Raw genomic sequence first — 25158 nt, 5'->3', positions numbered from 1 at the left:
CTCTTCTCTTAGCGACTCTCAATCCTTGAAATCAACTGACCATTCAAATATATATAGTCTATCTCGTCCCCGTTGGGTTTTTGTTGATAAAATAACAAACCGTCTAAACCATACAATGATAACGTAGTCATCCCATTCGCTATTTTTTTTGTGCGCCTTCCGTGACCATCATAAGAAAACTCTACATCATCAGATATTACTAATTGATCAAATAAGTTATAGATAAATTTGCGTCTACCATTACTTTCTACATTACCCCTGGAGTCATAACTAAAACTATATGCTTCCGAACCAGAAACCTTATCAAGCCTATTTTTCGAATCATAATAATATTTAAGTGACTGGTCACCAAATGACTTAGACGTTATATTTCCTGCAGTACTATATTCAATTGAACCTTCCCCCCAATATCCATTAGCCTCCCTAAGCCGATTTAAACCATCATATACCATGTCGATAGTATATTTTGAATTTTTCAAGTCTTGTATCAGCTTAATATTAGAATTTTTATCCCAAACGAATGCCAATTCCGAAACCAGCTCTCCGGAAACATTGTTAATATAAATATCTGATGGCAAACGAAGTTCATTTAGTGAAGCAGTATATTTCAAACCATTCACATAGGTGACCGTATCCAGCCCGCCTGAAGGGTAATACGACACATTTGAGATTAATTTATCAATCCTCGTAGTTTGCCCAAAAGAATTTTTTGTAAAATCAACTTTTCGCCCCGAAGGATAAGCAAGGCTGATCATATACCCCATAGAATCGTATTCTGGATCCAGAACATACTCCTTATTGTCAACCTTTAAGGTTTCACTTTCTAGTTTATTTATAGAGTTATAAGTGTACGCCCAACTGCTATCATCGAACTTTAAATTAGTTAGATTTCCAACATCATCCCTTATGTATTCTACATCACTTGTACCATCCCCAAACTCAGATACCCACAAATCTCCTCTATTATCATACTTGTGCTTTATCACCAATTCATCAGGAGCAACTGAAATATCACATGATAATGAATCAACTCCGACACCATGAGCCTCTCTTATTACTTCATTATTAGCATTGTATGAAAAATAACTCCAATTTGTCTCTGGCCGATAAGACTTACACAGCCTTTGTCGGTCATCATAAAAGTACACTTCTTGATTATCTCCCTGATCAATATACTCAATTTTCCCAAATAGATTATACGAAAAGTTTGTCTTTAAGTTTTCAGGGGAGCTAACATTCAACGGGATAGAACTATTAGGAGTGCCATATGCCAAAAATTGAGTGCTAGTCTTATTTCCATTTTGATCGGTTAGGATTAAAGTATTTTTTGGCTCATAACTATATGTAATTTTTGAACTATCTGCAGTATTCATGCGCTTCAACATCCGGCCCAATCCATCATATGAATACTTAACGCCGTCTGGCTCACCATATTCTTTAGAAGGATACGAAACAAAAACCTCCTTGTTTTCCGCATTAAACTCCCTCCTAACATATTTTTGAGTTCCACTTACATCAGTCGTGTCAATTTCGCGAATAAGGACAGGTCGGTATAGTTGATCATAAAATGTTTCTCTTTTATAACTACCTCGAGAAACCTCCTGGACGAAGGAAACGCCTTTTTCTATAGGGTCAGCATCCTTGGATGAACGGTAAATAGCGCTTTCATCATCCCAAAATGAAGCCTGCTTATCTATCAATGACAATCTATCCATGAGATCATAATCATAGCTAATTTTATTGCCATTTCCATCAGTGGTACTTTTTAGATTTCCATTACCATTTATCTCTTGATACCAATTAGATGAACCGCTATCGTATCTATTAGGGAATTCAGAAACTTTAGGTTTCCCTCGAAAAAAATCTTTGAAAACCCTCCACCTTTCTGAGTCACCACCGTACACCACTTTCTTAACAAGTCCATTATCATGTCGCTCAGTTATCGAGCTTACTAAACCTCCATATTGATATATGTCTTGAATTTCATATTTGTCATCAAAAATATACCTTAAGTACTCCTTCCATTCTAAACCATTTTGGGATAAGAATACTGACTGAAGAACTCCGACAAAGTATGCTCCATCTAAGAGGTTTTTTTGAAAACTATACTTTCTATACATTCGATCAGAGTGATACGAATTATAACTTTCCACGAGACTGTAATTACCATAGTCATCATAATTAGAATATTCTTCAATATAATTAGTCCCATCCAAATTAGTGACAATCTTCTTCAGGTTTGACTTGTATAGATCATACCTGGCCCCACCAAGTGCATTGAATGTAACATTAGTCACGCACAAATATGGAGAATAAGGCTCTGTTGGTATAATTCCAGCAGACTTGTAGTAAGAAAGGGCACAGGGGAGGTTTTTATTGTGTAGATAGTAATAGCTATATTTTTTAGTTATTAAAGCCTGACCATCTAAGCTATAAATCCCTTCCTCAATTAAAGAGCCATATAGATATTCCGAGTTTAAATTTGGCCACTCACTGTCATCTTTAGGGGAGATAGCCCAGTTTACACCCGGCTGATTAATAGAGTATTCATATTTTTTAACATTTGATGGGCCATGTATTGTACTTTGTACAATATCATGGGTATCGTCTCTAAAATAGTCATACACCCATTCGTATTCAACTCCAGAATCCAGCTCTACAGTTTTTTTCTTGAGTTGTGCAAAATATTCAATTCCACACGTTGGAGATCGATAATCAATCGTTCCAGAACATTTTATATCATCTTCTGGAAGGGAATAATCTCCGAGGCCGCCAACCCCATTATCCGTCTTGATAAACCCAACAAACATTTCATAAACTACTTTTGCTCCATCAGGATGAATCAAAGAAATAGAAAATTCTTTTCCAATATTTTTATACCAGTAATATGGGAGTTCATTAGCTGAATCAATACTATCAATCCCTTCATCAAGAAATTGATAATATTTACCATCAGGACGAATAACTTTTTTTAATCTTTTCTGACCTATAGGGATAAAAACGCCATCAGAACCTGCATATTCATAATTCCATGTTTTACCATTTGCACTTACCTTGGTAACACGCCCCATCTCAGCTTCACGAGTAATATTAATTATTCTTCCATCACTGGCAGAAATTGAACCCGCCTTTTTGTATATATTATTATATTCAACTATATTCCCATGCGCATCAACAATGGAAGATGCATATATAAACTTAAAATTAGGTGCGAGGGTGTCAAAATTATATGTATCACCGTTAGGGGATAAAATTTTCATACCCATATTGCTATTATCAATAGGAATACAAAATGCCACCCAGTGATCATCGGTAACAAAGTTTGCCCCATCTGGATATAAACTTTTATTATCTTCAGATATTGTTTTTAAAACTTTCTGCTGACCATTAACATAGATAGATGGAATAGTCCCTTGGAAATTATATCCGAAAGGAACGCTTTTTTGTTCGCTGCAGAAATTGCCTAAAAAATTATATTCAGAAACACCAACAGGATAATCATGATACTTAAAGAACTTTTCCCAGTTCGCTACCGCTAATATAGGTATATCTAACCTCCAATCAACGAAAGAAGCATCTTGAATACCACCTCCATACGGTGCAACGCCATCAAGTATTGGGAGTTTTGTTCTAGATATCCGCACAGGTAAATCAAAGTTGCCAGGGATGTCAATATCGGTTTGTATAAATGATATTCTCCCTGTAAAAGGATCATATCTCTCGCCAAAGATTACACTTCCATCAAGTGGAGATATCGCAGAATCCATACTAGGTTCATCAGGAATGAAAATCTCATCTAGAGAAACTGGCTGCAAGCTTCCCACAGGCTGGGCCTGTAGACTTAGGCTATAAAAGGTTAGCCATAACATGAGAGCAGATATACCATACCTAAATAGAAAGTTTGACCTCATAAAATTTCCTCAATTTTTCTAAAAGTGTCAGTAAAGACTAGTGTTCCATGGATTATATATTATTGAATGGCGATCTTTATAGTGGTCAACTAAACCCTAATAGCAATTTACTAGGTAAAGTTGCCGCTGATTGCAGAGGTGTTCAACAAACAGACAATATCGTTCCCTTCCTCTCAAATTAAGGTTAGGTGCTGCCTACGTAACTGTATCAATCCCAGAAACGGTCCGATCGCTGGAAGTTGGTACAGTGGCTATCCAACGCTGAATGGAGCAACAGAGTGCAGATCGTGGCGGGGAGATGTCTGCAATAAATACAGCGTCCACCAATAAGCAACAGAAAATATAGGAACTTGAAGTGATCCTACCCACCAACGACGGACACTCTCTTAAGCGATAAACTACGCAGCAGAGGTGCTCTATGACAAGATCAAATAAACCAACCAAAACCACTCGTAAACAATACTCAGAGGAGTATAGAAAGGATGCCCTAGCACTGGCGCTCAAGGTTGGGGTAAGCGTTGCTGCTAAACAGCTTGGGGTGCATCCTTCCCAGATTTACGGATGGCGAAGTAAGGCTAAGTTACATCAGGGTCGAGGGGATGCCGAGAGAGAACTGGCCACAGAGAATGCTCGACTTAAGCGGCAGCTGGCTGAGCAGGCAGAGGAGCTGGCGATCTTAAAAAAGGCCGCAGCGTACTTTGCAAAGTGCCTGAAATGAGGTACGCCTTCATGCAAAAGGACAGGCATGAATTCAGCATCAAAGCGATGGCCAGGGTATTCGGCATATCTCGCAGTGGATTTTACGATTGGGTGTCAAGCTCAGCCGGCCAATCCAGGCACCAGCAGTACCGAATGCAGCTCGATAGCTTGGTGCAGCAGCGCTTTATAGCCAGTAAAGAACGTAGTGGCGCCCCTCGGCTGACGAAGGAGTTGGCCAGTGAGGGGAGTAAATATAATCAAAAAACAGTTGCTGCCAGCATGCGTCGACAGGGCCTACGGGCTAAAGCAGGCAGGAGATATAAAGCCACAACCTATTCAAAACATGGTCTGCCAGTAGCTTCAAATCTGCTCGAGCAGAACTTCAATGCTGAAGCGCCGAATCAGAAATGGGCTGGGGATATTACCTACCTACGAACGGAAGAAGGTTGGTTATATCTGGCTGTAGTGATAGACCTATATAGTCGGTTGGTTATTGGTTGGGCGATGTCAGAAACGATGACAGCTACATTGGTCTGTGACGCCCTTCAAATGGCTTTATGGCGACGTAAGAAACCTACGAATGTTATCGTGCATACTGATAGGGGAAGCCAGTATTGCTCTAAAGATTATCAATCTTTAATTACAGCTTATGATCTGCGGTGCAGCATGAGCGCCAAAGGTAATTGCTATGATAACGCTTGTGCAGAAACGTTCTTCCACTCACTTAAGGTAGAAGCAATCCATGGTAACCGCTTTCCTACAAAGTCTCTCATGCGAGAAACCGTATTTGAGTATATCGAGATAGACTACAATCGAAATCGCTTACACAGCGCCAATGGCTATCTCAGCCCTGAGGCGTTTGAGGAACAACTAGTCGCTTAGTGGTGTGTCCGTTGTTGATGGGTAGGATCAATCGCCTAGAACGAAAGAATGAGATACCAAAAAAGGCATCCGCTATCTTAATGCCCAACGAGAAGGATCGTACGCTTTGATACACCAGTTATCTTGGAGCTAGTCTATATTCGTTTAGAATACCTCGATCAAGCCACTATGAATATAGGAAAAAGAACTCTATTAATGTACTCAGAATTCAACTTCATTCTAAAGCCTTTAAGCTTCCCAAGTGCGGTCGTAGCTCTACCGAAGACCGTACAATCATAGCTTTGCTTGGTGATCAGGGGGGATCAGTCGAACGCTTTAAAGCCCAAAGACTAATGAAAATGGCTGGCTTGCTGTACAAGTAACCTTGCACTCATCAGTTCAGGATGAGCAATCCTGAAGCACTTAGATATACCAAATGATCTTAGCCACCAGTTTAATATATAGAAATCAAATCAAGTCTGGCGCGGCAATATTACCTATATCAGAGCTTGCTCAAGATGTGCTAGATACCGCATCGGCAATAGAAACACTGGAAATGGCCTGGGAGCAGCGATGAATGCCTGATGAAGTTGTGCTCCACTCGGATTGAGGCAACCAGTTAGTTCCACTAACGGATACGGTATTGGCGAATGACCCAGTGTAGGATTCTGTGGGAAATTGCACCGATCGAAAGACTGCTTCAGAGCCTGATAAGTAAATAGACATTACCTCTCGATTGCACATCCATCAAGAATGGCAAGACAAAACATCAGTAAATATCTGATGCTTTCTGCTCCGTCAACACAATGACGGAAAACCGCCCGAGAAAGCGGAAGAAAAACTAATCTTTCTGTCCGGAAATAGTTAAGCACCTACTTAATGTACGATGACCAATTTGCACTAGTTGATATAATCAAAGCTCAAGGATACTCTAGAGAACAACCTCTTATTCTTGTGGCATGCTTTGTTTAATGTAAAGTCATGCAATGCTTAATAGCTTTGTCAACAATAGGCAATTATAACTGTATTTAAACCCTCCTGCTGGAACCACCAAAGATCATCCGGCTACTGCTAGGTCAACCTCTTCAAGCTAGAGACTCCAGAGTAGTAGCAAGGAATCAGCTTTAGTGCCTCCAAATAATACCTTTGCGGGCAAGGCCATGATTCTTAGCTGCGCATATAAACTTAACTTTCGAAATAATTTTCCAACGCTATTGAAGAAGAGTGGAAAAGTGAAGTTTTTGCGCACATTCTAAAGAAATTGATTTACCGTTCAGTCATAGTGTTTTCGATTTTTAATCAACCATCGACAAGGAATACATTTAGCCGTCCCATATTTTTCAGACACAAATTAATTATCTTTCTCAACTGAGAATTAGATTGCAATTTCGGATACTACTCATCTAGCCAGCACTTAAAGGAAAGTATGGTCGGCCTGATTTCTTCTTGCCGCAAATCTTGTTGTTGCTATTTGGTTGGTTTATTCTCTTTAGTCTTCCCCTCAACCCAATAGAGCGCTTTTTAAGAGTACATTGCCCATTTTTCCAGACATTTCTTTCGCGTCAATCCTGCTACCGGCTTGAGTCATAGCTGAGCACGTACATTGTAGTGATCTGAGTTAACACTACAGTCTTAAAATATTCACAAAATAAAGCAGCAGTTCTGCATACCTTTAAAGCTAACAAATCCATCATTAAAAATTTAATCCAAGGCATTATATTTTCATAGAGGGTGACTCCCTTTTCCGGAGCCCTAAAAAAGAAAGTAAGTACAAGGTTTTCGGATTTCTGACTGACCAAGCTTATTAAACTTTAAAGATATCTGATATCAATAGCCACAGTGTTGTAGCCAATTGTATCATTTTCTAGCAAATTGACCTTTGACTGTAAGGCAGTGACTCAATTGATAATAATACGACCCATGACTTGAGGGAAAAGTTGAAGTCGGCATGGGTCTCAAACTGTTTTATAGGTGATAGATAAGCAGCAAATCATCTTACTTGCCAACCATGGGCGAGCTAAAACAGGCTCGCGAAGCTTACCCGTGGTGGGAGACGTAGCGGTCAACTATTTGGCCCGCGCAGCCTTTAAGATAGCAAAAACTACTATAGTAACTCGACAATCACTTCAGATACCGGGATAGGTAGATCAAGCCCTCATAATATTCGTAATAAACAAAGTTCTTTTAGTAGCAACATGCACAGAATTTATCCTATTTCGAGACAGGGATTACCAGTTCTTTTCTTGGTCGGTCTCAAGCTAAGACCCTTCTCGCCACGATTAACATTTTCTTCTGCCGAGCCGTCATCATAAGCATCAGCACTTTCGAATAGCACCTTTGGAGTTATTCGGGACTTCATATCATTCTGAGTGATGCTCGAAGAGATGGCTTTGATTTGTTCGATTTGAAAAATAGCTAACCTCAAGCCTTTACAAGCTGCTTTTTCCACTAGAGCTTGACTTTACACTTGGGCTGTCTAGCCGGGAACTCCGGTGTTAATCTATGCTTAAATTATATCATGAGAAATCACTTCACTAGATTCATTCGTATTTGTAAAAATTTAAAAATTAAATTATTGCTGTTTCTTCTTGCCGGATTAAATCCACTTCGGAAAGCAGCCACTGTAGTCTTAAGAAGGCCGATAGTTCTAGCGCATCACCTAAACTACCAGGAAAGATAAAAAGCTGGCCGAATCTTAAATTTTGTGTAATGTATCAGCATCAATAGAACGATACCGTCAACTTGTTTATGAAAGTAATTAGGCTGGTAGTAAAATGCTAAAGGGCAACCACAGAAGAATTGATGCCTAGGGGAACAAAGTCTCGATTATAGGACGTACAATTGTTCAAATATTTATGGCACCAGTAAAGGAACTAATTTTAGGATAGATTGTGATTACGAGTATAGACAAACTTGATCTAAAAGTTTTCCTTTTAAGCCCTGGCATGGCTACACCATTGCCGCTAATTCATGGTGCTTCACTTCGAAGTTGATAGAGGGCGTATCATAGCCACTCACCAGAGTAGGTGGAATGAGATGGCGCATGTACCGCTTGAAATTTTAATCGGACAATCTTTGTCTGGACAAACAAATAGCGGATTAAGGGAATAGTTAAGAAGTTGAGCAGAATGATAAAGGGAATTTATGAAGGGGTGTAGTGCCCAAACCGAACAATCTGGGCACTATCAACAAAAGAACGACTAAAGGTAGAAATTATCTGACCTGATCGTTATAAAGGCAGTAGTTCCAACTCAACTCGGCGATTCGCCTGACGCCCAGCTTCAGAGTCATTGCTGGCAATAGGATAACGCTCACCGTAACCTACAGCCTGTACACGACCTGCAGAAACGCCCTGACCGCTGAAGAAGCCAGCAACGGAATTAGCACGCTGTTCGCTCAAGCTCTGGTTGTACACATCTGAACCAGTGCTATCGGTATGGCCGCTGACTCGAATTGCAGTTTTATCAAACTCCTGCAATACAACAGTGACCGATTCCAGAGTGTCATAGAAGTCTGTACGAATATCTGCGCGGTTAGTACCGAAGGTAATGTTACCAGGCATGATCAGGCGAATATTATCACCTTCACGCTCAACACGTACGCCGGTACCTTCCAGGCGCTGACGCAACAACATTTCCTGACGATCCATATAGTAACCAATGCCACCACCGATCGCCGCGCCACCCAGGGCACCAGTCAAGGCTCCCTTACCACGGTCTTTCTTACTGGCAGTAGCGACACCAACGATCGCTCCAGTTACAGCTCCAATTCCAGCCCCCTTGGCGGCATTACTGGTCTTACTTTCACCTGTGTAAGGGTCCAATGTGGAACAACCAACCATCGAACCCAGTGCCAGGGCTGCTACCCAATATTTCATTATTGGCTCTCCTAACGCATTTTTAAGTAACGGGTATTGAGCTACACATGTCTTGTGCAATCTCTGTATTGTTCAACACACTATCTGACTGGCGGCTGAACCAACCCAATGAAATTTTCCATAGACTAAAGCGAATTTATTGTCAGTTCTACTGACTAGTCCCCATTACGTACTAACTATTCATAACTACGTACCAATGACGGACAAAGTAGCGAGCAAGAAGTGATCAGCTTCCCGGTCTTCCACAAAATCTGTGGATAAAACTGTGCACTAATAAGCTATCCATGGCGCCAGCCGGCGTAAACTCTCGCCTACAGCGTTTTGCACATTTTTTAAACTCTTCAGTTTTCCTTTTAAAAACAACAAGTTAGAAATCTGCCTTGACGTCAAATAGCGGTGGATATCTTCTTGTTTGATGGCAAATTTTACCAACTGCGTATGTGGAAAAGTTTGTCAATAGCCTCACGCTCCACTGAGGCAATTTTTTTAGACGCTTTTGTTTTTAAAGTCACCCCCAAGAGGCAGCGAATACCTCTATGTCTGTCACTTAGTAACAAAAAAGATTTTCATGCCAGCCCCTGTGGACTTCTATAAAAACCCTTTTGTAACCACTGAATTAGTAATGCGGAGGTTTTTCATCCAGCGGCTTGCCGGCCCCCTGCATCTCAAAAGCAATCGTCCGATACTTTTCGCCCAACTCGCGCATATGTGCGAGTAGAGTGCGAATATCCGTATCCTGACGAGCAATCACATCATTTAATTGGCTTATAGTGTCCTCCTGGAAAGCCAAACGGCTCTCCAGTTCATCGACCCGCTCTACCAGAGCCTTTATTTCTTCAGTCATCACAACAACCCGTAAAGAACATCTACCAGACCGACCGCTCGACGATCCATAAATAAGCTCTGCCCCAAACGAGTTGTCACGTATCCGAAACCCAGCCCTCTTTCCGGATCAGCAAAGCCGACACTACCACCCGCTCCCGGATGTCCAAAGCCCTGGCTACCCCCAAAGCGCAAGTCCGCAGCGGAACTGCTGCGAATAAAACCACAACCAAAACTCACCTCAGCCTGCAATACTTTATCGCGGCCATGACTCTGCTCCTTTGCCGCTTCATCTATCAACCGCTTGGGCAAAATAGTCGGCTCGTCACAGGTGAGTTCACCGTAAACCGCTGCCAGGTCTCTCGCACTAAAGTGGCCATTGGCTGCAGGAATTAAAGCACCGCGCCACTCGGAGCTATTGGTACCCATCATCAAGCTCACCGGGTTGCTAAATGCCATAGCAACAGGCCCTTTGCGGTCTTCTTTTATGGCGCGGCCAATGGCATTTTCTCGAAGCTCTGGTAAGGGTTGTTTCAGCGGGCTGACATCGGCAATTCTCTGCGAGAGGTGTCCGTTTGCCCCAAAGCCCCCATCAAGATTGAGGGGTTTGGCTAGCAATTCCCGATAAAGTTCCAACAAGGGTTTTTCGGCAACCCTTTCAATTAATCCACCCAAGCTCCAGCCGTATAAAAATGGGGCGTAACCCTGTGCACTTCCGGGCTTCCACCAAGGCTCGCTGCCAGCCACCTGGTCGCAAGCGGCCTGCCAATCGTAAATCAAACTGTCTTTTACTCGCTCACGGAAAGCGACAAGTCCGCTGCGGTGGCACAGCAATTGGCGTGCGGTGACAGTTTCTTTGCCTGGGGCAAATTCAGGCCAGTAATCCGCTACCGGGCGATCCAAATCCAGTTTGCCTGCGGCAACTTGCTGCATCGCCAAAACTGCAAGAACGCCTTTGGAAGACGAGAAGACATTGGCCAATGTGTCTTCAGTAAATGGCCTCTCTGCACCCCGATCCGCACTTCCCGCCCATAAGGAACAGATTAATTCTCCATGCTGGCGCACGGCAAAGGCCGCTCCTGTATCACCGCACTCGCGAAAATTTCTGGCAAAAGCATCGTAAAGAGCCTCTAAACCAGGGGCACAAAAGCCGTATATGTCCATGTATTTACGTCCAGATAATTCGAATAACTCTGTTGCAAGCCCGCAAGGGTAGTTTCTTCCACTCTGCGGCGCAAATCGGTAGTATTGCGCGCTCATAGCGAGGGATAAATATGACTCAGGAAAGCGCAATTCAAGATCAGATCCAGGGCAATCATTGCTTCGGCTGTGGCCCAGACAATGACCAGGGCCTGCGTATTAAAAGCTACTGGACAGAGAAGGATCAAACCCGCTGCGAGTTCCTTCCCAGCTCCCATCACAATGCCGGACCTGCTCAATATTTAAACGGTGGAATTATCGCTACGGTTATCGACTGCCATACCGTATGCACAGCCATCGCCGATGGCTACCTGCAAGCCGGACGAGCTGTCGGCACTGGTGACAAGATCTGGTATGCCACCGGCAAACTGGATATTAGCTATCTGGCACCGGCTGCCATCGATAAGCCGGTCATTCTCGAAGCCACTATTGTTCAGCGCTCCTCCAAGAAAACTGTTCTGCACTGCAATCTCACCAGCAATGGACGCCTCTGCGCCAAGGCAGAAGTCATAGCAGTCCGCGTCCCTGATGAATGGTAAAACCATAAGCTAATAAATGGCTGCCGGCCCTGTTTTGGCCGGCAGTGACAAAGTGCGAATAACTTACAGCGCTTCGCTCTCTTCCATATCCTCCAGGCGATGGCCACAGAATTTGCAGTATTCCGCATCTGGGTCATGGGCACTACGGCTGCAGTTATCACAGCGCTGTTGCACTCGCTCCCGATGCATTTCTCCAGCCAATTCCGCCGTTAGAATGCCGGTAGGCACTGCAATAATTGAGTAACCAATCAGCATGGTCATTGCAGCAATGCCCTGTCCCAAAGGCGTTTGCGGAGAGATATCGCCATAACCAACGGTTGTGATGGTCACAATGGCCCAGTAAACACTCGTGGGAATACTGGTAAATCCGTGGCCTGGCCCCTCCACGACAAACATCAGGGAACCAAAAATAATGCACATAACCAAAACACTGGAGTAAAACACCAGGATTTTGCGCCGGGCCAGCCCGAGGGCTCGCAACAAGACATTGGCATCGCGTAAGTAGCGAACCAGCTTCAGAATTCGGAAGATCCGCAGCACCCGCAACAGGCGAATCACCAAAAGATAGGTGGCGCCAGTATAGAGAAGTGCCAAGTAACTGGGGAGAATTGCGAGAAGGTCCACAATCCCATAGAAACTGAAAATATATTTGCGGCGATTCACCGTGCAATATATCCGGGCGATATATTCAATGGTGAAGAGACCAGTAAATACCCATTCCAGACCGATGAGTATGTGCTCATAGCGGTCGCGCACCGTACCTATGGAGGCCAGGAGCACCAAACCCACGCTGATCAGGATCGCCCAGATCAAAAAAACATCAAAATTCCGCCCTGCCCGGGTCTCGGTTCCGAAAATTACCTCATTGAGCAGTTTGCGACGTCCCGTCAACGCCATCTATCACCTCAACTACGCTGCTGTTTCATATTGCGGCAAAATTCTAACCTCTCAAGCCCCAGGGGTCGCCCCATTTTCAACATCGGTTACAGCGGCTTTAACATCCTGCGCACCTCGGGCACAATTCCCGGCATTTTCAGCAAATACCAACGGAGTATTCCCAGCCATGGCTAAGGAGAATCGTCTCGTCTATTCAACTGACCTCGGTCGAATTAAAGAGGAATCCAAGACAGAGAAGCGCCGTGATGGAGATGGCATAGTTCGAATCCAAAGGGAAACCAAGGGCCGCAAAGGAAAAGGGGTGACTTGCGTGCGCGGGCTGCCAGGCACTGACAGCGAACTCAAGCTGCTCCTGGCAGAGCTCAAGAAGCGCTGTGGCTGCGGTGGCGCTCTCAAAGATGGGGTGATTGAGATTCAGGGTGACAAGCGTACTGAGATCAAAACATTCCTGGAATCTCGCAACCACACGGTAAAACTGGCCGGCGGTTAGCCGGCCTTAAGCAGTCGCAGTGGCTTTAACTGCAACTGCTTTTCCCGCTCCAAACACTGACTCAGCAAGGCGGCTAGCTGGATATGATAGTGCTCCAGAATCGCAGCGCGAATGTGTTTGCAACGCGATTCCATAACCTGCAGAGAATCCAGCACTTCCTGTCGCCCTTGTGGCAGCTGCCTGAAAGGCTCCCCCTGAGCTTTCAAATTTATTGCCGCCGCCACGCCTTGCTCTTTTAATAGAGCCGAACTCTCCACTGCCGCTACTATGGCATCCATCTCTCGCAAAGACAGCGCCGTATATTTTTGCAGCAGTTCCCTTTCATTCAACTCTGGTGATAGGTGCTGGGCAAATATTGCCAGCGAGTGGCTATAACCAGCGAGCCGATCCAGATGTGGTGCCAAGCTATCGTAGGCGGCCAAATGGCGCAGCTGGTTCCTGGCTGTCTGGCGCTGATCCGTGGGCATAGTTACCAGGGATAGACACAGGCGCTGATAGAAAACACCATAAATCTGCTGTAATTGCTTGTGTGACTCCTCCAGTTCAGCGCGCTTAACAGCGATCTGCTCTTGAGCTCCTGCAAGGCTGGCCCCCTTCAAGCAAAAGTCTTCAGCGGTAAAAGGGATTTTGCCGCGTATCAGCGCCGCTCCCAGCTGCATTGTAAAAACCCTGATCTGCAAGTCCTCCCGGCGTCCACGCAAATCACGCAACTCCACCAGTTTACTGCGCAGCCAATCGATAGTGCCCTGCAGATCCAGCGCCTGCATTTCCGCAGAGGATGGCCTGCGCAGAGGCATCAGGGTCAAGGGCGCCAGGCGATTGAAATACTCGTCCAGTACCTCAGCAGACTCCTCTGACTCCTTACTTGAACTCAGTAAAAGTCGGTTTTCGACCATCTCACAGTCTTTGCCTGCAACTTCAGATGTCACAGCGGTTGCCAGCCCGGCAAAGTCCACAAACATGGATTGCAGGGGTATCGCAGATCTAACCTGCCCCACAAATTCCCGCTCAATCAATACCGTTACACATTCACTGTCGATCGCCTGCTGAATATCCCAGGGGTCCCTGGCCTGCGTCATAGCAGCCTCAACCACATCGCAGGTATCAACATCCAGGTTCTCCTGCATCCAGCGGACGGCATCGGGAATATTTGCACAACTGCGTCCCAGCGCCTGGGCTTCGCGATTAATTTCTGTCACTAAGAGATCTGCGTGCACTAACCGGTGCCACTTCCAGGCGAAGTCTGCCAACGCATCACTACCTATTATCTGCGCCGCAACACCGTCAGCCCTCTCCTGTAGCATTACGGCACTGCCTGCGGTTAAGCGGCAATGCAGTGCCTCCAGGCGCTGCAAGATAGGGAGCAAAATATATCCACCAGTCACTAACATACGGTGAAAAGGCGCGGCCAATGCTCCCGAAGCATTATCCGGGCTAACAATACTGCGCTCATTTTCAAAAGCCCACTGCATCAGTTCCAATCGCTGCACGGTGCCGTAAGTCAACCAACCAAGTGCGCCGAGCAAACGGCCGCGATAGAAGGCGAGTCCCCGGCCCACGAGTGCCAGGACCTCCTTTCCGTCCAATGAGGCAACGCTGGCAAGCCCTACCGTAAGTGGTAAATTCTGCCTAAAAACCTGGAGAAATCCCGGTTGGGACAGAATATGGGAGTCTGCACTTACAAAGACCTGGCTGATCTTTGGCAGCCCCAGCTTATCGACCAGTGAATTAATTAGCTTCAAGGCCTCCTTACCTTCAGAGGGCAACAGCTGACGGGGCTCCGATGAATCTCGCAAACGGGAGGATAAGCAGAAAAATGGCCAGACAAACAGCAGACCAACAAGCAGGGCGAGAAGTACGGTTAAAATACTCAGCGACACCCCCACCCAAGTAAGTTCTCCCTGCCAAACAGCCATAGGGATTTGCCATAGGGCATATCCACTGAAGAAAACACAAGCGAACAGTACCAACCAGAATATTGAAGGCACGATTACTGCTTTGACCACTCCCCAAACTGCCTTGCCCTGACTGGTGACACTGTCAGCCTGTAATCGGCCTGCATCAGATAAATACCACTCAACCGAATCCTGGGAGCCTTCCGGCTTTATTGCTGGATTGCCTGCGGCAGGAGTGGATGAAACGACTTTCTGGGGCTCGTCTGCTTCGAGAGTTTTCTGGCTAACAGGAACAAAAGGGTCAGTACCAGCGCGCGCCTTATCCGGCGCATCCACCGATGCAGCATTGACCTGGGCCTTGCGCCGCTGGGCGACTTTTATCTTTGCAATCAACTCGCGGTTATCAAACCGTCCCGCCGGACAAACCTCCACTCGCAGGCCAATTTTCTGCAGACTGGTGCGAAACTCCAGCGCCTGGTCAGAAACCAACCGATCTTTAATTACCCAGCCTTTTAGTAGCAGCCTGCGCGCCTGGGGCTCCGAGATAGAGAACAACTTCGCCACATCCCGGATAACCGGACCCGGTTCTTTGGCGTGAAGTGTCCTTCCCGTGGAAACCACCTGGTACAAATCCTGGCCCGCCATCTCCCTCTCCTGTCACCAAGTGACGCAAATTGTCACATTTATTACATCTTGCGCGGAGAGTAAAAGATTCAGAGAAAATCAGTTGCGCACCAGTTCTCACCAAGCCAGTTCAAAAACAAAAATGGCAGGAAAGAAGGCAAAGTTCACAGTTTTTATGGCACGCTTTGCCAATTTAGGAAGAATTCAGGGAGTGAATATCGCTAGAACACGCGCCGCCAGGTCTGGAATAGACAACCCCTTATCTCTCGGCTTATACCAACTGTATGTGTGACTCAAGGCACCGACCAGCAAACGCCTTACCAGAGCGGGATCACCACCGGGACACTCGGCGGCCTCAATAGCGTCCAGCCATATCTGCTCATACTCCTCCCTTAGGCGTAAAACCTCCTGCTGACTCTCTTCGGATAGGCTTCTCCATTCCACCACCAGGATAGAAAAACCCGGTACTGCCAACCCATGAATAGCCTCTAATTCACACTGAATACAGGCCTGAAGCCTCTCTTGCGGTGTTCGACTCTGTTCCGCTGCGGTTCGCATTCGCGCACCGGCAAATATCGTCACCTCCCGCATTACTTCGCAGAGAATCTGCTCCTTACTAGAGAAATGATGAAAAATACTGCCAGACAAAATACCCACTTCAGCAGCGAGATCCCGCACTGTTGTCCGGGCGAACCCTTTTTGCTCAAACAACCGCGCTGCAGCATTCAGCAAACGTCCACGGGCAGATTCAGGATCTGTTAGCACTCCCTCTGCCACCAAAGCACCTACCAGCTGCTGCGGCGATAACTCTTCGGGAACTCTCACTAAATCCTGCCCACTTTCAATCACGAACCACTCCCCGTATTGATCAATTTGAGTCAAGCATCTTAACGGCCCTGAGAATTTTTAATCAAATAGGCGCCAAGTATTGAATACCAAGCGCTTGCTTGGTAGCGTTAAGCTATTCTGCGTTTTCCCACACGCAGGCGCAAGCGCCGACAAGAACAATAAAAACTGAATAAGCCGTAAGGCCGTAAAAAAGGAAACTTTCATGCGCTATCAAAGCCAGCTGCGCTCCGGCAGCTTTAGCGAGCAAACCTATATCGTCACCGGCGGCGGCAGCGGTATTGGACGCTGCATCGCCCACGAACTGGCCAGCCTCGGCGCCCATGTAGTATTGATCGGGCGCAAACTGGACAAGCTGGAAAGGGTTGCCGGCGAGATCAACAACGATGCTGGCGAGTGCAGCTTATTCAGCCTGGACATCCGCGATGAAGAAGGCGTGCAGGAGACAGTGGGGCAAATAGTCCAGGCCCGGGGCCAAATTCACGGATTAGTGAACAATGCCGGTGGCCAGTTCCCCTCCCCCCTTGAGCAGATCAACACAAAAGGTTTTGATGCTGTTGTACGCAGCAACCTGCTCGGTGGCTTTTTAATGTCCCGAGAAGTTTTTGTTCAATCTATGAAACAGCACGGCGGCAGTATCGTAAATATCACCGCAGATAACGCCGGCGGTATGCCAATGATGGGCCATTCCGGTGCCGCTCGAGCAGGCATGGAAAATATTACCGAAACCTCCGCCTTAGAGTGGGCGCCTTTTGGGGTTCGAGTCAACGCCGTGGCGCCAGGTTATATTCTCTCCAGCGGTTTTGATACTTACGACCCCAAATTCCTGCGCGAGCTATTACCGGGCTTCCGAGACAGTATTCCCCTCTATCGATTGGGAGAGGAAGCGGAAATTAGTGGGGCCGTGTGCTTCCTGCTTTCCGATGCCGCCAGCTATATCACCGGACAAACGCTGCGTATCGATGGTGGCTCGAGTCTCAAACATCACTCTCCCCTTTGGCAGCCACAGGCGGCCCGTAACTCTAAACGCTTCAACGGATTCCATCGCAAACGCCGGCCGCAGGTAGTGGAAGAATTGGAAGCGGAGGGCAAGCTCTAATGCAGCCGATTGATTCCCAGCTCGACAACCGCTCGGCAGAGTTCAATGACAACCAAGCTGCCATGCTGGAACAGATCAACCATTTTCGTGAAGCTGAGCAACGTCCGGTACAGGCAGAGAAAAGTAAGGCTGCGCGCTATCGTGACAGGGGCTGGCTGCTGCCAAGGGAGCGCCTTAATTTATTGCTCGACCCCGGCGCGCCTTTTGTAGAGTTGTGCTCCCTTGCCGGCTATAAACTTTTTGACGACCAGGATGGTACCGGTGCGGGTGGCGGAGCCATTTGTGGCATTGGCCAGGTCAGCGGACAACGCTGCATGGTTCGGGTGGATAACTATGCCGTAAAAGGTGGCACCATCTCACCAGCCGGGATGGATAAAGCCCTGCGAATGCAGAGGATCGCTCTGGAGAATCATTTGCCGATTGTCGCCCTGGCACAAAGTGGTGGTGCCAACCTGATGTATGCCAGCGACACTTTCGCTCCCGGTGGACGCGGATTTGCTAACCAGGCTCGAATGTCCGCTGCCGGTATTCCGCAAGTAACCGTGGTACATGGCGGCGCTACTGCTGGCGGTGCTTACCAGCCAGGCCTGTCAGATTATGTGGTCATGGTACGCGGGCAAACCGGTATGTATCTGGCTGGGCCGCCGCTACTGAAAGCAGCCACCGGTGAAATTGCCGATGCGGAAAGCCTCGGTGGAGCGGAAATGCACTGTACCGAATCCGGCAGTGGCGATTACTTAGCTGAGAACGACGCCGATGGTATCCGCATAGCAAGGGAAATTATTGCCACCCTACCCTCACCCATTAAAAGCTCAGTACAAAAAGACTACCGAGACCCATTGCATCCTATCGACGACCTGCTCGGCCTGATTCCAGCAGATAGTAAAAAGCCCTACGACGTGCGCGAAATTCTCGCTCGTCTAGCCGACGGCTCTGCCATGCTGGATTTCAAGCCGGAATTCGATCGACAAACCGTATGTGGCCATATTCGTATTGAAGGCTTTCCTGTAGGAATTATTGGGAATAACGGCCCGATCACCCCCAAGGGGGCCAACAAGGCCGCGCAGTTTATTCAGTTGTGCGAACAGAGTGGCACGCCACTGCTGTTTTTACATAACACCACCGGCTTTATGGTGGGTACCGAGGTGGAGCGCAACGGCATCATCAAGCACGGGGCCAAAATGATTCAGGCCGTGGCCAATGCCAGCGTACCAAAACTCAGTATTGTCGTGGGCGGTTCCTACGGGGCCGGCAACTACGCCATGTGCGGTCGCGGATTCGATCCCCGCTTTATTTTTGCCTGGCCCAATTCCCGCACCGCAGTTATGGGCGCAGCCCAGGCCGGCAAGGTAATGCGCATCGTCACCGAGCAAAAAATGCAACGCAGTGGCAATGTGGATGAGACTGTATTGGACAAATTGGAAAATGACACCAGCGCATTTATGGATGGCAATTCCGATGCTCTCGCCTGCAGTGCACGCCTCTGGGATGACGGCATTATCGATCCCCGCGATACACGCAAACTTTTAGGCATGTTGCTAGAAATTTGCAATGAGGCCGAGCAGAGAAAACTCAATAAAAATACCTTTGGCGTAGCTAGGTTCTAACGAAAAACCGGGGCAACAAGGAAGTGCGGTTGCCCATTAACACAATCACCGGGTTCACACTTCAAGGCAGGGAAAACAATAATGATATTTAGCGATCAACACCGGGAACTGCAGCGCACTGTACAAAACTTTGTACAGCAGGAAATCAATCCCAATGTGGCGGAATGGGAAAAGGCCGGCCGCTTTCCTATCCACGAAATTTTCCAACAACTGGCCAACCTGGGCCTGCTGGGAATCAGTAAGTCCACGGACTTCGGTGGCCTGGGTCTCGACTTCAGTTACGAAACCGTTTTCCTGGAAGAGCTGGGCAGCGCTCACTGTGGTGGTGTACCCCTGTCAATTTCAGTACAAACCTCCATGTGCACCCCGGCCCTGGCTAATTTTGGCAGCCAGGATTTGAAAGAACAGTTCCTGATTCCCGCTGTGAGTGGCGAGATGATCGGTGCAATTGCCGTTTCCGAACCCGGCGCCGGTTCCGATGTTGCTTCGATTAAGACTACCGCCAAGAGCGATGGCGACGACTATGTGATTAACGGCAGCAAGATGTGGATCACCAACGCCCCCTGCGCCGATTTTTTCTGCACCCTGGTCAATACCAGTGAGGGCAAAGCCCATAGCAACAAATCCCTGGTCATTATTCCGGCGAAAACGCCTGGTGTACGCATCGGCGAAAAACTCGACAAATTAGGTATGCGCTCATCGGAAACCGCTCCCATCTTTTTTGACAATGTACGGGTGCCCAAACATTTCCGTATCGGCGATGAAGGTGCCGGATTCCTATTGCAGATGCTTCAGTTCCAGGAAGAACGCCTCGCCGGCGCCGCGCTGAACTTAAAAGGCCTGGAGCACTGTGTAACCAGCACCATCGACTATGTGCGCGAACGCCATGCCTTTAAAGCACCATTGATCGACAATCAAACTATCCACTTTGCCCTCGCAGAAATGCAGACCGAAGTGGAATGCCTGCGCTCTCTAACCTGGCGCGCGGTGGAAGCTTATGTGGCAGGTGAAGATGTCACTACCCTTGCTTCAATGGCCAAGCTCAAGGCTGGTCGCCTGTCCCGCTCTATTCCCGATCAGTGCCTGCAGTTCTGGGGTGGCATGGGCTATATCGAGGAGACTGTAATCAACCGCGCTTACCGGGATAGCCGTCTCACCGCTATCGGCGGCGGTGCAGATGAAGTAATGCTCGGCATTATCTGTAAGCTGATGGGCATACTGCCCAGCAAACGCAAACCCACCGCGTGAGGTCAGGCCATGGAGACAATTATTGATGAAACCATCGGCATCGCCCGCTATCTCACGCTAAATCGCCCGCAGCAGCGCAACGCCATCAGTTTGCAAATGGTAGATGAGCTTCTGCAAAAACTCGCAGAAGCGGAAGAAGATCCGCAGGTGCGAGCGTTGGTACTGCGGGGTGCAGAACACAACTTCTGCGCCGGTGGCGATATTGCCGATATGCTCAATGCTCAGCAGGGCGCGAGCGATGGAAATAGTGATGTGTTTTTTCACCTAAACCGTCGTTTCGGTGAACTGATGGAACGCTTTAATCGCACCCCTTTAATAGTCATTGCCGTATTGGAAGGTGCCGTAATGGGCGGTGGTTTCGGGCTCGCTTGCAGTGCCGATATTGCCATTGCCGATCGCAGTTGCCGCTTCGCCCTTCCGGAAACCCGCCTGGGTTTACCGCCTGCACAAATTGCTCCCTTTGTCGTGGCACGGGTCGGTCTCTCCCAGGCCCGGCGCCTGGCCCTCAGCGGAGCAAAGGTCAATGCACAGCAGGCTTTGGAAATTGGGTTAATCCATCAGTTACTCGATAATTCCGAAGCCCTTGAAGGCGCGCTGCAGGAACACCTGGGCGCGATCAATGCCTGCGCTCCCGGCGCTCTGGCAACGACCAAGCAAATCTTGCTGGATGCGGCGCGGGTGAGTGATGAGACTGCCCTCAGCCAACTGCTCGACGGCGCTGCGCAACAGTTTTCCCGCGCAATTCAAGGCCATGAAGGGCGCGAAGGCGCCCGTGCATTTCTGGAAAAACGATCACCGGAGTGGCAGCACTGATGTCGACAACAGAGACCCTGTTAATCGCCAATCGCGGCGAGATCGCACTGCGAATTATGCGTACTGCTCAGGCGGAAGGCTATCGCACAGTCGCCGTCTACAGCGATGCGGACTGCGATGCACTTCACCCACAAGCTGCCGATATCGCCGTAGCCATTGGCGGGCAGACTTCGGCGGAGTCCTATCTGGATATCCAAAAAATTCTCGACGCGGCTAAAAAATCCGGAGCCACCGCCATCCACCCCGGCTACGGCTTTCTCGCTGAGAATGCGGAATTTGCCAGCGCTTGCGAAGAGAGTGGACTGAGTTTTGTTGGCCCGAGTGCCGAAGTCATAGAACTGATGGGCAACAAACGCAAAGCCAAGGAGTTTGTTGCCGCAGCCGGCGTACCCTGTATTCCCGGCTTCCAGGGTGCCCAGGACGACGACACCCTGATCGCCGAGGCGCGGCGCATTGGCTTCCCATTAATGATCAAAGCCGCCGCAGGCGGTGGTGGGCGCGGCATGCGCCTGGCTCACGGAGACAACGAGCTGGCCTCCCAGTTACGCGCCGCCCGCAGTGAATCCATGAGTGCATTTGGCAGCGACGAGTTAATTCTGGAAAAGGCACTGGTCAACGCTCGCCATATCGAAATCCAGGTATTTGCGGATCGTCATGGCAACTGTATTCACCTGGGGGAGCGGGATTGCTCCGTACAGCGACGCCATCAAAAAGTGGTCGAAGAGTGCCCTTCCCCAGCGGTCGACACCCAGCTACGGGAAAGAATGGGGCAAGCCGCAGTCGACGCCGCGCGAGCCTGCGGTTATCTAGGCGCGGGCACCGTAGAGTTTCTACTCTGCCCCAACGGCGAATTCTATTTCCTGGAAATGAACACCCGGTTGCAAGTAGAGCACCCGGTAACAGAAATGGTAACCGGTTTTGACCTGGTAGCTTGGCAACTGGCAGTAGCACGCGGCGAAGCCCTATGCGTTTCCCAGCAGCAAGTCTCCCAGCAGGGGCACGCCATTGAAGTCCGCCTGTATGCCGAAGACCCGGAACAACAATTCCTGCCCCAAGCCGGAAAAGTACTCCACTGGGTAGCGCCAAAGGGGCAAGGAATCCGTATCGACCACGCTTTGAAAAATGGTTGCGAAATTACGCCATTTTACGACCCCATGCTCGGCAAATTAATTGCTTGGGGGCAGGATCGAGAAGAAGCTCGGCGCAAGCTAACTCAGGCCCTAACCCGGCTGGAATTTATCGGCCCCAAAAACAATATCCATTTCCTGCAGAAGATCCTGGCCGAATCACAGTTTATCGCTGGCGATGCCGATACCAGCTTTCTCGACCAAAACAGCACGCTGACATCCGCAGAACCAGTTCCAGCAGTAATCGCAGCCCAAGCCACATTACTTAATCACTTGCACCAAGCCAACCCTCAGGATCGGCGTAGCGGCCGCAGTGACTGGCGCAGTGGTGACAACAGCGTGCCGATCAACTACCGACTGGAAATTGCAGGACAAACCCTAAACTGTGAGCTGCTGGCGTTAGTAGATAATTCTTATCAAATCTCAGTAGGCGACCAGCAGTTCCTGATTCAGTGGGTCCATTTTGAGAAATCACAAAAAGAAACTGGAGTTTATAGCGCTGAAATTCTGCTGGATGGCGTTAGCCAAAAGAGACTGTTTCTAGCCAACCAAAGCAATCTGCACCTCCTGTTAGACGGCAGGCAATTTCATTTTGTCGATATCACCCACGCCCCGACCAAATCGAGCCTTAACGAAGGCAGTGGCCGCATCACGGCTCCTATGGACGGTTGCCTGGTGCAGGTATTGGTTGAGCCCAATCAAAGAGTTCAGCGGGGAGACACTATCGCCTTAATGGAAGCCATGAAAATGGAGCACGCCCTGCGCGCAGACCGCGACGGTACCGTAATTAAACTGGGCGCCTGTGAAGGAGACCAGGTACGCGGTGGCCAGCTGTTAGTTCAGATCGAAGCCGCTCCCACGGAAACCGCCAAAATCCCCAGCGACGCCACCTCCTAAAGGAGATCAGCATGTACGATATTGATGCCTCCCGTATGGCAAGCCCCTTTTATGACGAAGGCCATCAGGAATGGCGCACCCAGTTGCGCCGCTTTGTCGAACGTGAGATTACTCCCTACATTACTGAATGGGACGAAGACGGCCAGCTACCCGCCGAGCTTTGGAAAAAAGCCGCAGAAGTTGGCCTTCTGCAGATGAGTTATCCGGAAAACTACGGCGGCATCGAAACCGATGTCTTCCATATGATTGTTGCCGCAGAGGAGTTAGCCCGCCCCGGCGCTGGTGGCCTCTACGCCAGCCTAATGGTTCACGGCATTGCCCTGCCCCCATTACTGCACTATGGCAGTGAGGCCCTAAAAGATCAGGTTATTCCCTCGGTATTACGTGGCGAAAAGCATATTTCCCTGGCTGTTACCGAGCCAGGCGCAGGCTCCGATGTAGCCAATCTCCAGTGCCGCGCAGACCGTGATGGGGATGACTATATCGTTACCGGCGAAAAGACCTATATCACCGGCGGTATGCGCGCTAACTGGTTTACTACTGCCGTGCGCACTGGCGAGGAAGGCTTCGGCGGTATCTCCCTGCTCTTAATCCCGGCGGATGCCGAAGGCGTTAGCCGGCAGCTACTCGATAAAAAGCAGGGCTGGTGGTGCTCTGATACGGCCAGTATCTTTTTTGATCAGGTGCGCGTCCCCGCGAATAATCTAATTGGCGGTGAGAACCAAGGTTTCTTGCCCATAGTGCACAACTTCAATCGCGAGCGCCTGGGCATTGCCGCTTCCTGTGTAGAATTCAGCCGGGTCTGTTTGCAGGACGCCATTGAGTGGGCCCAGGAGCGCCAGACTTTCGGAAAGCGTCTCGCCAATCACCAGGTGATTCGACACAAATTTGCCCAGATGCTTCAACGCATCAATGCCACCCAAGCCTATCTGGACCTCTGTGCCTGGGCAGAGCAACAACATCAGCTCAAAGTAGCGGATATCGCACTACTCAAAGTCCAAGCCACAGAAACCCTTGAGTTCTGCGCTCGGGAGGCTATGCAGGTGTTGGGCGGCGCAGGCTATATGCGCGGCAGCCGTATTGAGCGTATCTATCGTGAAGTGCGGGTGAATGCGATTGGTGGCGGATCTGAAGAAATTATGCGGGATCTGGCTTCCAGGCAAATGGGGATTTAGTAAGTGTAAGGCCCCCTGAAAACATTCATATTAATAATTACGAAGCTTTATTTGGGGTAGTTACTTTGACTCAGGCAGCAGCAACTTCTTAAGAGAACAATTAACTACCCACTTTATAACCACCTTAATAACTACCAGAGGAATAAAAATATAGAGATAGCGAAGAGAATTGTGTGATATTTAGAAAATTCATCCCAAAAATTCACTTTCCCAAAGAGTATTTCTGCATAAGGATCACCAAAGATCCAATCCGGCCTCTCCCCTCGAGCCAACCTGTTACATACAGCATGAAAGGCATACGAGGAAGAACCCCTCGGTTTGAAAAACAAAGCCATCGGACTTCCATCCCTAAGCCATTTTTCATGGTACCTCTCAAATTGGTACTTAATCAGATCAGATAACTTTAGGTGACTGATTAAAATCGTAACTGGGAAGGAAAAAACCACTATAGTAAAAAAATTAAACATAGCCCAATTCGGGAACCCAACTTATATAGCGCTGACACTTAGTCAAAAATTAATTGGCACCCAA

General features: G+C 48.1%; 18 protein-coding genes. 9 read left to right on the top strand and 9 right to left on the bottom strand.

Annotated elements, in window-relative coordinates:
- Positions 1-8: 8 nt before the first annotated feature.
- Positions 9-3824 carry an RHS repeat domain-containing protein gene (locus ACJJI1_RS17525; RefSeq protein ID WP_444957437.1) on the bottom strand — a complete coding sequence of 1272 codons (3816 nt, stop codon included), beginning with the start codon at positions 3822-3824 and terminating at the stop codon, positions 9-11.
- 505 nt (positions 3825-4329) lie between these two features.
- On the opposite strand from ACJJI1_RS17525, the gene ACJJI1_RS17520 reads away from it, so the two are divergent.
- Positions 4330-5492, top strand: a protein-coding gene (locus ACJJI1_RS17520) for an IS3 family transposase (RefSeq protein WP_444957436.1) whose coding sequence is annotated in 2 segments (ribosomal slippage) — positions 4330-4597 and positions 4597-5492 — 1164 coding nt in all. Because the reading frame shifts where the segments join, the coding sequence is not laid out codon by codon here.
- A 492-nt stretch (positions 5493-5984) separates the two neighbouring features.
- Here the strand turns inward: ACJJI1_RS17520 and ACJJI1_RS17515 are convergent.
- The 5 genes from ACJJI1_RS17515 to ACJJI1_RS17495 form a co-directional block, all read right to left on the bottom strand.
- Entirely contained in the window at positions 5985-6197 is a 213-nt protein-coding gene (locus ACJJI1_RS17515; protein ID WP_444957435.1) for a hypothetical protein, read from the bottom strand.
- Between the two features lie 1480 nt (positions 6198-7677).
- On the bottom strand, positions 7678-7920 hold the full coding sequence (locus ACJJI1_RS17510; protein ID WP_444957434.1) for a hypothetical protein: 243 nt from the start codon (positions 7918-7920) through the stop codon (positions 7678-7680).
- 780 nt (positions 7921-8700) lie between these two features.
- Positions 8701-9348 (bottom strand): YiaD family glycine zipper/OmpA-like lipoprotein, encoded by a 648-nt coding sequence (locus tag ACJJI1_RS17505; protein ID WP_413665482.1) that lies wholly within the window; start codon positions 9346-9348, stop codon positions 8701-8703.
- 616 nt (positions 9349-9964) lie between these two features.
- Positions 9965-10192, bottom strand: a complete 228-nt coding sequence (locus ACJJI1_RS17500) for a SlyX family protein (protein WP_444894132.1) — start codon at positions 10190-10192, stop codon at positions 9965-9967.
- Positions 10192-11334, bottom strand: coding sequence for a serine hydrolase domain-containing protein (locus ACJJI1_RS17495; RefSeq protein ID WP_444932962.1), 1143 nt, complete (start codon positions 11332-11334; stop codon positions 10192-10194). The genes ACJJI1_RS17500 and ACJJI1_RS17495 overlap by 1 nt, the downstream gene beginning before the upstream one ends.
- Before the next feature lie 110 nt (positions 11335-11444).
- Here ACJJI1_RS17495 and ACJJI1_RS17490 point away from each other — a divergent pair, with 110 nt between their 5' ends.
- Positions 11445-11909: a PaaI family thioesterase gene (locus ACJJI1_RS17490; protein ID WP_282933171.1), complete on the top strand. Its 465-nt coding sequence runs from the start codon at positions 11445-11447 to the stop codon at positions 11907-11909.
- Positions 11910-11972: 63 nt separating this feature from the next.
- On the opposite strand, the gene ACJJI1_RS17485 is transcribed toward ACJJI1_RS17490, so the two are convergent.
- Complete coding sequence (locus ACJJI1_RS17485) at positions 11973-12806, bottom strand: ion transporter (protein WP_444957433.1); 834 nt, start codon at positions 12804-12806, stop codon at positions 11973-11975.
- A gap of 166 nt (positions 12807-12972) precedes the next feature.
- Here ACJJI1_RS17485 and yciH point away from each other — a divergent pair, with 166 nt between their 5' ends.
- Positions 12973-13296, top strand: coding sequence for a stress response translation initiation inhibitor YciH (gene yciH / locus ACJJI1_RS17480; protein WP_282933173.1), 324 nt, complete (start codon positions 12973-12975; stop codon positions 13294-13296).
- Here the strand turns inward: yciH and ACJJI1_RS17475 are convergent.
- Both ACJJI1_RS17475 and ACJJI1_RS17470 read right to left on the bottom strand, forming a co-directional pair.
- On the bottom strand, positions 13293-15836 hold the full coding sequence (locus tag ACJJI1_RS17475) for a mevalonate kinase (protein ID WP_444957432.1): 2544 nt from the start codon (positions 15834-15836) through the stop codon (positions 13293-13295). The genes yciH and ACJJI1_RS17475 overlap by 4 nt on opposite strands.
- Positions 15837-16019: 183 nt before the next feature.
- The gene (locus ACJJI1_RS17470) at positions 16020-16664 is read right to left on the bottom strand and encodes a TetR/AcrR family transcriptional regulator (protein WP_444897600.1); all 645 of its coding nucleotides are present in this window, start codon (positions 16662-16664) and stop codon (positions 16020-16022) included.
- A 202-nt stretch (positions 16665-16866) separates the two neighbouring features.
- Here ACJJI1_RS17470 and ACJJI1_RS17465 point away from each other — a divergent pair, with 202 nt between their 5' ends.
- From ACJJI1_RS17465 to ACJJI1_RS17440, 6 genes are all read left to right on the top strand, one after another.
- Positions 16867-17760 (top strand): SDR family oxidoreductase, encoded by an 894-nt coding sequence (locus ACJJI1_RS17465; RefSeq protein WP_444894137.1) that lies wholly within the window; start codon positions 16867-16869, stop codon positions 17758-17760.
- Positions 17760-19367 carry an acyl-CoA carboxylase subunit beta gene (locus ACJJI1_RS17460; RefSeq protein ID WP_444932958.1) on the top strand — a complete coding sequence of 536 codons (1608 nt, stop codon included), beginning with the start codon at positions 17760-17762 and terminating at the stop codon, positions 19365-19367. The genes ACJJI1_RS17465 and ACJJI1_RS17460 overlap by 1 nt, the downstream gene beginning before the upstream one ends.
- 81 nt (positions 19368-19448) lie before the next feature.
- Positions 19449-20615, top strand: a complete 1167-nt coding sequence (locus ACJJI1_RS17455) for an acyl-CoA dehydrogenase family protein (protein WP_413665474.1) — start codon at positions 19449-19451, stop codon at positions 20613-20615.
- A 9-nt stretch (positions 20616-20624) separates the two neighbouring features.
- Positions 20625-21428 carry an enoyl-CoA hydratase/isomerase family protein gene (locus ACJJI1_RS17450; RefSeq protein WP_413665473.1) on the top strand — a complete coding sequence of 268 codons (804 nt, stop codon included), beginning with the start codon at positions 20625-20627 and terminating at the stop codon, positions 21426-21428.
- Positions 21428-23452 (top strand): acetyl/propionyl/methylcrotonyl-CoA carboxylase subunit alpha, encoded by a 2025-nt coding sequence (locus ACJJI1_RS17445; RefSeq protein ID WP_444957431.1) that lies wholly within the window; start codon positions 21428-21430, stop codon positions 23450-23452. Before ACJJI1_RS17450 ends, ACJJI1_RS17445 begins: the two co-directional genes overlap by 1 nt.
- Before the next feature lie 11 nt (positions 23453-23463).
- Positions 23464-24627, top strand: a complete 1164-nt coding sequence (locus ACJJI1_RS17440) for an acyl-CoA dehydrogenase family protein (protein WP_444957430.1) — start codon at positions 23464-23466, stop codon at positions 24625-24627.
- The last annotated feature ends 531 nt before the right edge of the window (positions 24628-25158 follow it).

The sequence above is a fragment of the Microbulbifer maximicatervae (SeqCode) genome (assembly GCF_052467065.1).
Note: the sequence above shows the minus strand (reverse complement) of the source record. Positions and strands in the feature narration are given on the sequence as shown.

Bases quoted from the DNA above. Each gene is read 5' to 3' on its own strand.
- ACJJI1_RS17500 (WP_444894132.1), bottom strand. From the start codon at position 10,192: ATGACTGAAGAAATAAAGGCTCTGGTAGAGCGGGTCGATGAACTGGAG.
- yciH (WP_282933173.1), top strand. From the start codon at position 12,973: ATGGCTAAGGAGAATCGTCTCGTCTATTCAACTGACCTCGGTCGAATT.
- ACJJI1_RS17465 (WP_444894137.1), top strand. From the start codon at position 16,867: ATGCGCTATCAAAGCCAGCTGCGCTCCGGCAGCTTTAGCGAGCAAACC.
- ACJJI1_RS17515 (WP_444957435.1), bottom strand. From the start codon at position 6,197: ATGTCTATTTACTTATCAGGCTCTGAAGCAGTCTTTCGATCGGTGCAA.
- ACJJI1_RS17445 (WP_444957431.1), top strand. From the start codon at position 21,428: ATGTCGACAACAGAGACCCTGTTAATCGCCAATCGCGGCGAGATCGCA.
- ACJJI1_RS17460 (WP_444932958.1), top strand. From the start codon at position 17,760: ATGCAGCCGATTGATTCCCAGCTCGACAACCGCTCGGCAGAGTTCAAT.
- ACJJI1_RS17495 (WP_444932962.1), bottom strand. From the start codon at position 11,334: ATGGACATATACGGCTTTTGTGCCCCTGGTTTAGAGGCTCTTTACGAT.
- ACJJI1_RS17485 (WP_444957433.1), bottom strand. From the start codon at position 12,806: ATGGCGTTGACGGGACGTCGCAAACTGCTCAATGAGGTAATTTTCGGA.
- ACJJI1_RS17455 (WP_413665474.1), top strand. From the start codon at position 19,449: ATGATATTTAGCGATCAACACCGGGAACTGCAGCGCACTGTACAAAAC.
- ACJJI1_RS17505 (WP_413665482.1), bottom strand. From the start codon at position 9,348: ATGAAATATTGGGTAGCAGCCCTGGCACTGGGTTCGATGGTTGGTTGT.
- ACJJI1_RS17450 (WP_413665473.1), top strand. From the start codon at position 20,625: ATGGAGACAATTATTGATGAAACCATCGGCATCGCCCGCTATCTCACG.
- ACJJI1_RS17475 (WP_444957432.1), bottom strand. From the start codon at position 15,836: ATGGCGGGCCAGGATTTGTACCAGGTGGTTTCCACGGGAAGGACACTT.
- ACJJI1_RS17490 (WP_282933171.1), top strand. From the start codon at position 11,445: ATGACTCAGGAAAGCGCAATTCAAGATCAGATCCAGGGCAATCATTGC.
- ACJJI1_RS17440 (WP_444957430.1), top strand. From the start codon at position 23,464: ATGTACGATATTGATGCCTCCCGTATGGCAAGCCCCTTTTATGACGAA.